The organism is Rhizobium sp. 01T437, from assembly GCF_056398505.1.
Genome location: NZ_JBFTPM010000028.1, coordinates 13,070 through 25,395, shown reverse-complemented (window position 1 = coordinate 25,395; position 12,326 = coordinate 13,070). Strand labels below are relative to the sequence as shown.

Below are 12,326 nucleotides of genomic sequence, written 5' to 3'. Positions count from 1 at the left end.
CGATGAAGCATTTCACCCAGTTCCTCGCAGCAGCGGCTCTGTCCGTGGCGGCGGCACTGCCGGCCCACGCCGAAACGACGCTGACGATCCACTACCCGATGCCGGGCTTCTTCAAGGACGTGATGGACACGATCTCGAAGAAGTTCATGGAAGAAAACCCTGATATCAAGATCCAGTTCGCCGCTCCCTCGGCAACCTATGAAGACGGCATCCAGCTGATTCTGCGCCAGGCAGGCACGTCGGAAATGCCCGACGTCACCTTCATTGGCCTCAACCGTCTGCGCATGCTGAACGAGCGCAATGTCGCCGTCGACATGACGCCGCTCGTCCAGAAGGAAGGCAACATGGCCGAGAAGGGCTTCTCGGACACGATCCTGAAGCTCGCACAGGTCAAAGGCAAGCAGGTGGGCCTTGCCTTCGCCACCTCCAACCCGATCATGTATTACAATGCCGATCTCGTGAAGGCAGCCGGCGGCAACCCGGATACCCCTCCGAAGACCTGGGATGAAGTGATCGCGCTCGCAGGCAAGATCAAGGCGCTCGGCAACGGCGTCGACGGCATGGATTTCCGCTGGCAGGGCGACGACTGGATGTTCTCCGCCCTGCTCTTCGGTGCCGGCGGCAAGATGCTGAGCGATGACGAGCAGAAGGTGGCCTTCAACGGTCCGGAAGGCCAGAAGGCCGTCGAGCTGATCAGCCGCTTCGTCAAGGAAGGCGGCATGCCGGTCTTCACCAAGGCAGCCGGCGAACAGGCCTTCGCAGCCGGCAAGGTCGGCTTCGAATTCCAGACCACCGGCGCGCTCGTCAACACGATCAAGAATGTCGGCACCAAGTTCGATCTGCGTACCGCCCAGATCCCGCTTCTCGACCCGGAAAAGGGCCATCTGCCGACCGGCGGCAACGCCGTCGTCATCCTCGCCAAGGATCCCGCCAAGCAGGACGCCGCCTGGAAGTTCGCCAAGTTCGCAGCCGGCCCCTATGGCGCCTCCGTCGTCGTTCCCGGCACCGGTTATGTGCCGAACAACGAGCTTGCCGCCAAGTCCGCCGAATATCTCGGCGACTTCTACAAGAAGAACCCGCTCTTCCAGGCAGGCCTCAGCCAGATGCCGCGCATGATCCCGTGGTACGCCTTCCCCGGCACCAACGGCGTCAAGGTCACCCAGACGATCGTCGACAACCTGTCGCGCATCGTTGACGGCTCTGCCCAGCCGAAAGAAGCGCTCGACGACGCAGCCTCCGACGTCGAAGGCATGCTGCCGCGCAGCTAAATCTGAATGCTAGGCCGCTCGCGGTCTCGATCCGGAACCGCCGTACCCCTCGGGTGCGGCGGTTTCTTCGTTCAGGAGATTCCGCACCGTGCCACCCACACGCAGAGCATGCGACAATTCCAGATGCCGTAGCGGCGCATCGTTTTCGACGATATCGAGGAGCAGCGACGCCGCCGTCGCGCCCATGCTGAGATCGGGCATTTCGATCGAGGTCAGCGTCGGATTGATGAGCTTGCCGATGGCGATGCCGTCGAAGCCGGCGACAGAGATATCGTCGGGAACACGCAAGCCCTCGCGATGGATGGCGCCGATGACGCCAAGCGCGATCAGATCGTTCGAGCCGATGATGGCGGTCGGGGAAAATGTCCGCAAGGCCTGGCCGAGATCCATTTGGTCGTAGCCGATGACGAAGGGCACCTCTACGGCTTCGAGCGGGGCCACGCCCGCTGCCTCCATCGTCTGCAGATAGCCGCGGTAGCGCAAAAGCGCACGGTCTGAAGCCCTGAAGCTGCCCGAGACATAGAGGATGCGCCGGTGGCCCATGGATAAGAGATGTTCGGTCAGCCGGCAGCCAGCCGCATAATTGTTGACGGTAACGGCAGCCGGATATCGGACGGTCGGAGAGCTGCCAAGCAGCACTGTCGGCGGCAGGTCCTGCGCTAATGCCGGGCTTGTCTCACCATTGCAGACCGTCAGGATCAGCCCGGTCGGCCGCTCGCCGAGCAGCCCCGCCACGGCATTGGCCTCCTGGTCGGGATCGTAATTCGATTGCGCAATGAGAACGCTGTGGCCGGCAACCAGCATGCGGTTCTGGATGCCCGAGAGGGACGAAGCGAAAACCGGATTGGTCACGCTCGGCACCAGCACGCCGATAACGGGCCGGCGGCCGCTGCGGGCAGAGGACGCGGCAGCCCGATAGCCGACTTCGGCAGCAGCACGGCGCACGCGAAGTGCTGCTGCCTGGCTGACGGGACCGCTGAGGTTCAGCACGCGGCTTGCCGTCGCCATCGAACATCCGGCCTTCAGCGCAACCTGTTTCAACGTCGTCATCGCCGCCCTGTCCGTGTCCGTCGAGGTTTGGCAGGCTCTTACGGGCGGATTGTCATGAAATGATGACGGCAAAGACCGTTTTCGGTCTCAGCCGCGTTTGGGCTGACGGCCGAGGATCTGGCGCACGCCGTCCTTGGTGAAGGGCTGCGCCAGTTGGCTGACGAAGCCGGGGGCGATCTGGCCCTTGATGCCGATATCGGTCGAGGATGGGCGGTCGGGATTGAAATAGGTGCCGAACAGCTGGTCGAACAGCACGACATTCTCACCGTAATTGGTATTACCTTCGCGCAGATCCTTCGAATGGTGCCAGCGGTGAAGCCGGGGCGTGCTGAAGACGAAATCGAAAAGGCCCGTCCGCATGTCGACGTTGCAATGGGTCAGGATGCCGATGAAGGCCGTGACGGCACCAAGCCACCAGAAGACCTGCAGCGGGGCACCGAGCAGGTAGAGCGGGATCTGGCTCAACGCGATCTTGAACAGGGAATCGATGACGTGGAAACGGCCGGTATTGATGACCCAGAGGCGGGTGACGCTGTGGTGCAGGGCATGGAAGCGCCAGAAGAACAGCCGTTCATGGGCGATGCGATGCGCCCAGTAGAGGCCGAACTCGGCAATGATGACGGCGAGGACCGCCTGGAAGACCATCGGCCAGGATGATGGCCAGAGACTGAACTGCATGGCGGCGAGCGGCTGTAGCAGGCCGGCGGCGAGCATCGGAAAGATCGCTGCCGAGAGTGCTGCCAGCTGCACCAGCCCCTTGGTCAGAACCGTGTGGGCGATATCGTTGGCCGTTTCGCCATCCGCCTGGAGCCAGCGCTGCTCATAGGGAATGGTGCGTTCGAGCAGGAAGAGAAGCAGGACCTCGCCCGCATAGACGGCCGAAAAGGCGACCATCGGCCGATCGCCGGCGAAGGCGAAATGGGCGCCCGTCAGGCCGGAGAAAAACACCAGTGGCCAGGACAGGTAGGCAAGAATGTATCTTCCGGCTGCGGCTGCTTTCGGCATCAATTTCATGTCCCCTCAAGAGCTCGCCGGGTTTCGAGCCAATCGCCCAATTCTTGCCCGGATCGCCCGCGGCCGTCGCTGCACGGATCGATCCGGCAACGCCCTCGACCCAGTGTTCCGCCAGTCATGCCATCGATCAGGACGATCGGCAATCGCTTGGGACACCCGCTTCGCGGAACGATGCGGCCAAACTGTGGATGGAGGATTGCAGGGGCATTGCGTGGACCTGGCAAATTTGACTGGTGGCGCGAGAGCCGCTGGCTGGAGGATGCGGGAGCCTCGCACGAAAAATCCCTGCCCATGAAGCGGCAGGGGCATAGGTGCTGCGATGACGAGGGCAACGCACCTCTATGCTGCCTATCATAGAGAATAACGGGACAGTCGGCCCCACGCCTCGACCTGAAGAAATAAGCCCGCCAAGACAGCCTTCTACGGCTTTCAATCCACGCATTCGTGTCTTGAGACTGTCGCCCGCCTTTGCCAGATTGGCGGCAGCGGCTCTAGGGCTGCTTCAATAATATCAAAGGGATTGGCCCATGAAACGCGATATTGAAATCACGACGGCTGACGGCGTTGCCAGGGCGTCGATTTTCCGCCCCGCCGGCAGCGAGGGCAAGGTTCTGCCAGGTGTTCTCTACTATATGGATGCGCTCGGACCGCGCGAGGCCATCGACATCATGGGCGAGCGTCTCGCGAATGCCGGCTATGTCGTGCTTGCACCCGATCTCTTCTACCGTTTCGGCTCATACGGCCCCTTCGACGGATCCTCCTTCGGTAACGAGGCCTCGCGTGCCGAGATCATGAAGATGATCCGCGAGACGACGCAGGAAATGACGAAGCGCGACAGCGCAGCCTTCCTCGACACGCTTGAGGCCGAAGGCGTTTCCGGTCCGGTCGGCGCCGTCGGTTATTGCATGGGCGGCGGCCGGGCGCTGACGGCAGCGGCCACTTATGCCGACAGGATCGCGGCAGCGGCAAGTTTCCACGGCGGCAATCTCGCAAGCGAGGCGCCCGACAGCCCGCATCGCCTCGCCGGCGACATCAAGGCGCGCGTCTATGTCGGCGTTGCCGGTGTCGACGGCAGCTTCCCGCCCGAACAGTCCGCGCGGCTTGCCGAGGCGCTCCGCAGCGGCGGCGTCGACCACATCATCGAGAACTATATCGGCATGTCGCATGGCTGGACCGTTCCCGATCGCGGTGAGACCTACAGCGAAAAGGGTTCTGAGCGGCACTGGAAGCGCCTGCTCGAACTTTTTGCAGAAACGCTTAGCTGAGATCAGCGAATGCGACCCCGCCCGGCCCCGGGCGGGGTCGGCGAACACTGCGACCTGCTATAACTTTGCTGACGTGATAGCGATCATGCCGGCTATCTGCAGTGCCCTACAGAACGGCGCGCCGTGACACTGAAGCTGGAGGCGACATTGACCCATTAGGCTTGCAGAGCGAATTATCTCGCCTCGCGGCGACAATACTCTTGGCCATCAGTTTGCCACGATGTGCCCTACCCTCCGCAGGCGTGTGCCCCAAACGAGAATTGGATTGATGATCAACTTCACGAAATCTGCCATCGGCATTCTGCTTGCCCTTGGCACTGTAGCCTCCACGTCGAGCATCGCGTCTGCGCAATATTACGAGGGTTACGACAGAGGCCCCCCGCCCCGTTTTGAACCTGACAGGGATTGGGGCAGGCCTCCCCCGCCGCCCGGTTGGGGTCGTCCGCCGCGCGGTGGCTGCGATCCCCGATGGGCAGAGGACAAGGCGCGTGATTTCGGCTTCCGCCGCGCTCGCGTCGTCGACGTCACGCCGCGGCGTGTGATCGTTCAGGGCTGGACACGGCGAGGTCCCGGCGAGATCAGCTTTGCCAACGTCCGCGGCTGCCCGGCGCTCCGATAACGGCTGCCGGCCGATATGAGACGCCCTCGGTCGGGAAACCGAACCGGGGGCTTGCGGAGTAAGACGGACGCGAAGGACAGGCTTACCCACGGCGATGGCCGCGGATCATGCCTTCAAGCGCGGGGCCTCCGGCACGGGCGACCGCCATCAGGGCGTCCTCTCCGCCGCCGTCGCGGGCAAGCAGCGACATGCCATTCTGCAACGTGGCGAAGAAGACGGCAGCGGCCTCGCAGTCGAAAGTGTCGGTCAGTTCACCTTCGCAGACGGCCCGCTCGAATCTTTTCATAAGCTGGCTAATATTTTCGGCGCGGCGTTGCCTGAGATCCTCGCCGATCGCTTCGATTTCGCTCGCCGCCGGGTTGGAACCGAGCACGATCATGCAGCCGGGGGGCTGATCCGGGCGGCTATAGGCGCGGCGCGGGCGGTATTGACGAGAAAGCCTTCGATCGCCGCAGCAATCGTCTCCCCCTCTTCGATCGCATTCCAGATCTCGTTATTCACCGTCGCCTGGTAGAGATCGAGCGCTTCGGTAAAAAGCGCCTCCTTGGAGCCGAAGGCGGCATAGAGGCTCGGAGGCGCGATGCCCATGGCCTGGGTCAGATCGCTCATCGACGTTTCCTCAAAACCCTTTTGCCAGAAGAGATGCATGGCGCGCGAAAGCGCCTGCTGCCGGTCGAAGCTTCTCGGGCGCCCACGTTCGCTCACCTCAGGTTTCCCTCGCACAGTCGGATTTCAATTCTGTATCGCTCAATACATAACTCGCTTGACGATACGATTCAATCGCAGCATGACTTCCGTACCAATCTTTACAGAAAGGAATGCCATGACTGCCCTCGATGGAAAAGTATCTGTTCTCAAGGGAAAAGTTGCGCTCGTCACCGGCGGAAGCCGCGGCATCGGCGCTGCAATCGCCAAGCGGCTGGCGGCCGATGGCGCCAAAGTCGTGCTGACCTATGTGAATGGGGCAGAAGCGGCTGCCAATGTCGTCAAGGCGATTGAGGCTGCGGGCGGGACGGCGCTTGCCCTCAGGGCCGATGCGTCCGACGCCGCCGATGTCGAGGCTGCCGTTGCCAGGACGGCAGAAACCTTCGGCCGCATCGATATCCTCGTCAACAATGCCGGGATTTTCCACGCCGCGCCGATCGAGACCCTGTCGCTTAGCGATTTCGATCAGACCTTCTCGATCAATGTCCGCTCGGCCTTCGTGGCTTCTAAGGCAGCGCTAACAGTCATGCCGGATGGCGGGCGCATCATTTCGATCGGCAGCAATCTTGCGGTACGCGCCACCTCTCCCGGCCTCAGCCTCTATACGGCGAGCAAAGCGGCGCTTGCCGGCCTGTCGCAAGCGCTCGCCCGCGAGCTCGGCCCGCGCGGCATCACGGTCAATGCCGTGCATCCCGGTTCGACGGATACGGACATGAATCCGGCAGACGGCCCGCATGCGCGTGAGCAAAAGGGGCTCATGTCCAATCCGGCGGGCTTTGCCGATCCTCGCGAGATCGCCGATGTCGTTGCCTATCTCGCCTCGCCGGCCGCGCGTTCGGTCACGGGTGCGGCCTGGACGGTCGACAATGGGGCGAATGCCTGAAACTGAGAAAGAAAAGCCCGGCGCAAAACCGGGCTTTGATCACGCGGCCGTATTGGCCTCGGCAGCGCTCAGCGCGAGATCTGTCACCTCGCCGGTCGAGGCATAGCCGGAAACGAGTTCGGCGAGCATCAGGCGGGCCGCCGGTATGTCGTTGCGGTCGAGCGCGGCATCGAGAACCTTCAGGCGCTTGGAAAGCTCCGGCCAGAAGAGAAAATCCTCACGCGCCTTCATGATGCGCGGATGCTGCGTCGTCTCGGGATTGTCGCCGATCAGCAGTTCCTCATAGAGCTTTTCGCCGGGGCGCAGACCCGTGACCGAAAGCTCGATGTCGCCTTCGGGATTGTCGTCGCTACGAACCGAGAGGCCGGAGAGATCGATCATCCGGCGGGCGAGATCAGCAATGCGCACCGGCTCGCCCATGTCGAGCAGAAGGACATCGCCGCCATCGGCCATGGCGCCGGCTTGGATGACGAGCTGCGAGGCCTCCGAGATCGTCATGAAGTAGCGGGTGATGTCGGGATGGGTCAGCGTCACCGGGCCGCCATCCCTGATCTGCTGGCGAAACAGCGGCACGACGGAACCGGAGGAACCCAGCACATTGCCGAAGCGGACCATGGAGAAATTGGTGTGCGTGCCGGCCAGCTTTTCGGCCGATAGCGCCTGCAGCACCATTTCGGCCAGCCGCTTGCTGGCGCCCATCACATTGGTCGGGCGGACAGCCTTGTCGGTGCTGATCAGTACGAAATTGGAGACCCCGTATTTTTCGGCTGCCTGTGCGGTAATCAGCGTGCCCATGACATTGTTCTTGATGCCTTCCACGGCATTCTGCTCGACGAGCGGCACATGCTTGTAGGCGGCGGCATGATAGAACGTCTGCGGCCGCCAGCTCATGATGATATGTTCCATGCGGTCGCGGTCGCGCACCGAACAGAGGATCGGCACGATCTGTACCTTCTGTTCATGAAGCTCCGAAAGCTTCAACAACTCGCCATGGATCGCATAAAGGGCGTATTCGTTCTGATCGACGAGGATCAGTTGCGTTGGGCCGCAGCGCAGGATCTGGCGGCAGAGTTCGCTGCCGATCGAGCCGCCGGCGCCCGTCACCATCACCACCTTGCCAAGTGTGGCCTTGTCGAGAAGCTCCTGGCGCGGCGCCACGGCCTCGCGTCCGAGCAGATCCTCGATTTCGAGTTCGCGGATATCGGAAACGGCGATGCGGCCCTGCGCGAGGGCGGTCAGATCCGGCAGCGTGCGCACATTCACCCGCGCCTTGCGGATCTGTTCGAGGATCTCGTTGCGGCGCTGGCGCGTTGCCGAGGGCAGAGCCAGAAGCACGTTGTGGACATTCAGCGTCTGGACGAGCTCGGTCAGGTCGGAGGGATCATAGATCGGCAGGCCGCCCATGATGCCGCCCTTGAGCTTCGGATCGTCATCGAGATAGCCGACGACGTTGAGCTCGGCACTATTCGTCAGTGCAGCGGCAAGCTGCCGGCCGGAACTGCCCGCGCCATAGATCAGGACCTTTGCCATCGCGCCCTGGTGCAGGATGCGCTGATAAGTATCGCCGAGCCAATAGCGGATGCCGAGGCGGGAGAGGCCGATTGCGATCAACAGGAGCAACGGCTGCAGAATGCCGACCGTGCGCGGAATGCCGGGAACGCTGAGCGCGGTGAAAATGGTCGCGAAGGCAATGCCATAGATCGCGATCGCCTTCAGCACCGCCAGAAAAGCGGCAATTCCGGCATAACGGAAGATCGCACGGTACATGCCCATGACGATGAAGATCGGCAGCGCCAGACACAGCGACACGAGAACCGCGAGCCACTGCACGCCCGTGAGGATCGTCCACTCATTCAGACGGAAACAATAGGAAAGCCAGATGGTGACGACACAGAGGCTGGAATCGACGATCAGTGCAAGAATGCGCTTGGCCGGACGCGGCATCGCCAAGAGCGGGCCGACCAGTGCCTGCATCGATATCCAGGACCGGCTGGTCTTTGATCCGTCGTTTGAAGGATCGTCATGCATATTTATACTGCCCACCCATCATTCCAGCCTGACTTCTTCTTGTCCTTTTCGATTTCAAGCGCAACCAAAATAATCGGTGGTCGCGCAGGCAATCTGTTTATAACCTTAAGTCGTAACCTCAATGGGTTATGCCCTTGCTGCCCAATACCTTGCCAACAGTCATTGCCAGGATGCGCATATCGAGGAAGAAGGAGCGGCGTCGCAGATAATCAACGTCGAGCGTCACCTTTTCAGGAATCGGCAGCTCGTCGCGCCCGTTGACCTGTGCCCAGCCCGTCAGCCCCGGAAGCAGGGCGTGGACACCTTCGGCCGTGCGTAGCGCAATCAGATCGTCCTGGTTGTAAAGCGCCGGACGCGGGCCGACGAAGCTCATCTCGCCCTTCAGGATGCACCAGAGCTGCGGCAGTTCATCGAGGCTCGACTTGCGCAGGAATCCACCGATCGGCGTCAAATAGCTGGAGGGATCTTCGAGAAGATGCGTGGCGACCGTCGGCGTGTCAATCCGCATGCTGCGGAACTTCGGCATCCGGAAGATCTCGTTGCGGCGCCCCACCCGGTTCGACCAGTAAAGCGCCGGCCCCGGTGAGGTCAGGCGCACGCAAAGCGCCACGACCCCGATCGGAACGATCAGGATCAGGGATGCCACCAGAGCCAGGAAAAGATCCACTGCCCGCTTCAAGTCCGTCCTCGCTCTTCCCACACTCTTCTGGCCTACAACGGTCTGCCTTGCCCTATCGTCTCCGGCCAATTCACGTCAACGGCGCTTTCCGGCCTCAGGGCGCTTTATGCGTTGTTTCTCAGACATTTGCGGCAATTCCGCCACCGCGTTGCGAAACACTGATTCAGCCAAGTCATTGAGAAGACGTGGCTCTCTTTCCATTGCGGAAGCTAACCCAGCTTTCATTTCCGACACCTGTCCTCCATCGGAAGAAGGACGTGCCTTTCGAATAGTCCTGATGACGCTGCCAAAACCCGCTTCTTACAGCCATTCAGTATCTTCAGCTATCGACCTTGCTCAAGCCCTTCAGGCCCTGCGCGCGACCGGACTGTTCTGCCGCACCAGTGCCATCAGCATCGGTCCAAGCGAAAATTCTCCACGCGCTCCCTTGCGGGTCAAATCCCGCAGATAGCCGCCCGGTGAGTTGATATGGGTCGCCCGCTCCAGCATGCAGGCAATGACGACAGCGGCACTTTCCTGGCCAAGGCTTTCGCAAGCCGCGTGATAGGCCTCCGCGGTGATCCCCAGCATGGAACGTACGGTGAGCGCAGCGGTCAGGAGATCGCGCCAGCCCCTGATGGGCCCTCCCTGAGCATAATCGCTGATTTGTGGGCAAGCTTGTAGGATGAGAGCGAGGGGGAATATTTTCTGAGATTTCGCAGTCTGAACGGGTTCTTCTGTAGCCGGCAGCGTTTCTGCCTGCGCCGTCGCATAAGATTCTAATTCAATATAATCTGTATTTGAATTCTGTATGTGCGGTTCATTTTGAACCACACTGGCGCTCGTTTTTTTGAAATTATCGAAGCTCGTCAACAGATTGACGATGTCAGCGCGAAGGGTTTCGAGCTTCAGGCGCACGCTGTCCAGTTCGGAAGCCGCGGCATTGCGGGGCAGGCAAGCGAGATGATGGGCGTAGGCAGCCTCGATGTCGTTCCAGTTGCCGGGAACGCTTTCGTCGATTGCTGCGTCGATCAGTTTGCGGACATCGCGGCGGCAGATGGTCATATGTTCACGCGCACGCCGGAGTGCAATTCGGTCGGCCTCGATCTTTTGAGCCATGGCGGACAGTTCCTCGCTGCGGGCAAGTAGCGGCATCAGGCTGAAGCCATAGGCATCTTCCAACTCGCCTGAGCTTTTCCGGCGGGCGAAACGTTTGCCGTTGGCGCTGTCCTTGCGGGTGATTAGTCCGGCATCCACCAAAGCCGCCAGGTGCCGGCGCAGCGTGGTGACCGCAATGCCGTGCGCCCGCACCATCAGCTGCCGGTTGGACGGAAAGACGACCATGCTCGCCTCACCGGAGAGATGGTTCTCGGGATAAAAGGATAGAAGGGCGTTCAACACAGCCAGTGTGCGGTCGGAGATGTCGAGCAGTGGACGTGCTTCGCAGATGTCGCGAAACACTTTCCACTTGTCGACGGACTTATCTGATTTAATTGATTCGGCTTGAAGCTGACCTCTCATCAAGGCAAGCGACATCGGCCGCCGCCCGAAAGGCGTCGTCACAAATCCCGTATCCATCGTGGTTCACCTTATACAAAGGCAAATCATCAGCGCCCGCCAAAACGGCGTTCAAAAACCTTGACAGCGATTCCGGGAAGTGCGATTCTCTAGGTGCTAAACGAGAGAAGAGGGCTTCCGGATGTTTGTTCGGGGGCCTTTTTCTTTGCCTATTGGCTCCTTTTCCTAACAGTCAAATCCTCGTCAGCGGCGTAGCCCGCCAACAGTTATCGTTGTGACCTGACGGCACCGAACTCCTCGAAGAGCTCATCCAGCCGGGTCGTGAGATAATCGGCAAATTCAGGCACCATGCGCTCATCGAAAGTGATACGCGTCTTGTTGCCGGAGCGGTCGATTTGCGCCGCCCTTTGTCCTTGCCGTGTTTTCCAGATATCGCCGGCCACCTTCTTTGCATCGCGCGCAGCGATTTTCGACAACACGCGCTGCAGGCGCTGATCGCTGTCGAGATCGGCAAAGGTATCGTCCTCGATGATCGCCTCGACCTTCTTTGGTGAGGAAGAGACAGCATCGACAAGAGCCAGCCATCTGGCACGGCCTGCCTTCGGTGCGGGGCCGATCGCCAAGATCACGGTCTGCGGGACGCCACGGGCGACCGAGATGTAACGGCTGAGATCGGCCTTGTCGGTCGAGAGTGCTGCTATAATGACATCACGCGGGTAACCGGCTTCCTCCAGACGATGGGCAAACAGCGCCTTCTCGATGAAGGAGAGATCCTGCCGGTCGAGATTTTCCTTGCCCTGGGCAATCACCAGTTCGTTGTCGCTCAAGTTCTGGACGATCGCCTTGACCTCGAGACCAAGCTTTGCAGCGGCACGCAGACGGCGACGGCCATATGCGATCTGGTAGTGCCCTTCCTTTTCGGGGTCGGGACGTACCAGGATCGGCACTTTCTGGCCGTGTTCGGCAATGCTCGTCACCAGTGCATCGAAATCGGCATCGCGCTCGATCGGGATACGATCGCTGATCGAGGAATTGGAAATATCCGATGGGTCGATTTCCAGAACGGAGAACCCGGAGGAAATCTGCGCCTGTAGCCGGCCGGCGGCGCGCGCCGCTTCGGTCATTTCCTGCAGCGATGCACTCATGGCCGAGACGGCGCCGGTGCGCACGCGGTCCGGGTTCTTCTCGACGCCGGCGGAAGGCGCCGGCGTGTCAGCCTTGCGCATGAAGATCGAATTGACGGTATCGCGTCGGCTCATCAATTCTCTCCTTTCCAGTCAAAGGTAGGCAAGCCGAAAGAGCGCTGTTGGGAGCTCCC

12 protein-coding genes are annotated in these 12,326 nt (G+C 61.0%); 4 read left to right on the top strand and 8 right to left on the bottom strand.

The window, feature by feature from the left end; genetic code table 11:
• The first annotated feature begins 2 nt into the window (after positions 1–2).
• Positions 3–1,268: an ABC transporter substrate-binding protein gene (locus tag AC1DM5_RS32565; protein WP_477823043.1), complete on the top strand. Its 1,266-nt coding sequence runs from the start codon at positions 3–5 to the stop codon at positions 1,266–1,268.
• A gap of 9 nt (positions 1,269–1,277) precedes the next feature.
• On the opposite strand, the gene AC1DM5_RS32560 is transcribed toward AC1DM5_RS32565, so the two are convergent.
• Positions 1,278–2,318, bottom strand: coding sequence for a substrate-binding domain-containing protein (locus tag AC1DM5_RS32560; RefSeq protein ID WP_477823042.1), 1,041 nt, complete (start codon positions 2,316–2,318; stop codon positions 1,278–1,280).
• A gap of 87 nt (positions 2,319–2,405) precedes the next feature.
• The gene (gene olsE / locus AC1DM5_RS32555) at positions 2,406–3,323 is read right to left on the bottom strand and encodes an ornithine lipid hydroxylase OlsE (protein ID WP_477823041.1); all 918 of its coding nucleotides are present in this window, start codon (positions 3,321–3,323) and stop codon (positions 2,406–2,408) included.
• Positions 3,324–3,859: 536 nt separating this feature from the next.
• Here olsE and AC1DM5_RS32550 point away from each other — a divergent pair.
• Both AC1DM5_RS32550 and AC1DM5_RS32545 read left to right on the top strand, forming a co-directional pair.
• Positions 3,860–4,597 (top strand): dienelactone hydrolase family protein, encoded by a 738-nt coding sequence (locus AC1DM5_RS32550; protein WP_477823040.1) that lies wholly within the window; start codon positions 3,860–3,862, stop codon positions 4,595–4,597.
• A 265-nt stretch (positions 4,598–4,862) separates the two neighbouring features.
• The gene (locus AC1DM5_RS32545) at positions 4,863–5,216 is read left to right on the top strand and encodes a hypothetical protein (protein WP_477823039.1); all 354 of its coding nucleotides are present in this window, start codon (positions 4,863–4,865) and stop codon (positions 5,214–5,216) included.
• An 82-nt stretch (positions 5,217–5,298) separates the two neighbouring features.
• On the opposite strand, the gene AC1DM5_RS32540 is transcribed toward AC1DM5_RS32545, so the two are convergent.
• Positions 5,299–5,595 (bottom strand): hypothetical protein, encoded by a 297-nt coding sequence (locus tag AC1DM5_RS32540; RefSeq protein ID WP_477823038.1) that lies wholly within the window; start codon positions 5,593–5,595, stop codon positions 5,299–5,301.
• Positions 5,592–5,921, bottom strand: coding sequence for a TetR/AcrR family transcriptional regulator (locus tag AC1DM5_RS32535; protein ID WP_477823037.1), 330 nt, complete (start codon positions 5,919–5,921; stop codon positions 5,592–5,594). Before AC1DM5_RS32535 ends, AC1DM5_RS32540 begins: the two co-directional genes overlap by 4 nt.
• A gap of 118 nt (positions 5,922–6,039) precedes the next feature.
• On the opposite strand from AC1DM5_RS32535, the gene AC1DM5_RS32530 reads away from it, so the two are divergent.
• The gene (locus tag AC1DM5_RS32530; RefSeq protein ID WP_477976629.1) at positions 6,040–6,804 is read left to right on the top strand and encodes an SDR family NAD(P)-dependent oxidoreductase; all 765 of its coding nucleotides are present in this window, start codon (positions 6,040–6,042) and stop codon (positions 6,802–6,804) included.
• A gap of 39 nt (positions 6,805–6,843) precedes the next feature.
• On the opposite strand, the gene AC1DM5_RS32525 is transcribed toward AC1DM5_RS32530, so the two are convergent.
• The 4 genes from AC1DM5_RS32525 to repB all read right to left on the bottom strand — a co-directional run bounded on the left by AC1DM5_RS32525 (position 6,844) and on the right by repB (position 12,267).
• The gene (locus AC1DM5_RS32525) at positions 6,844–8,778 is read right to left on the bottom strand and encodes a polysaccharide biosynthesis protein (protein ID WP_477823062.1); all 1,935 of its coding nucleotides are present in this window, start codon (positions 8,776–8,778) and stop codon (positions 6,844–6,846) included.
• A gap of 172 nt (positions 8,779–8,950) precedes the next feature.
• Complete coding sequence (locus AC1DM5_RS32520; protein ID WP_477823035.1) at positions 8,951–9,511, bottom strand: sugar transferase; 561 nt, start codon at positions 9,509–9,511, stop codon at positions 8,951–8,953.
• 345 nt (positions 9,512–9,856) lie between these two features.
• Positions 9,857–11,068 (bottom strand): plasmid replication protein RepC, encoded by a 1,212-nt coding sequence (repC, locus tag AC1DM5_RS32515; RefSeq protein WP_477976627.1) that lies wholly within the window; start codon positions 11,066–11,068, stop codon positions 9,857–9,859.
• Between the two features lie 206 nt (positions 11,069–11,274).
• Positions 11,275–12,267 (bottom strand): plasmid partitioning protein RepB, encoded by a 993-nt coding sequence (repB, locus tag AC1DM5_RS32510; RefSeq protein WP_477976625.1) that lies wholly within the window; start codon positions 12,265–12,267, stop codon positions 11,275–11,277.
• Positions 12,268–12,326: the final 59 nt, after the last annotated feature.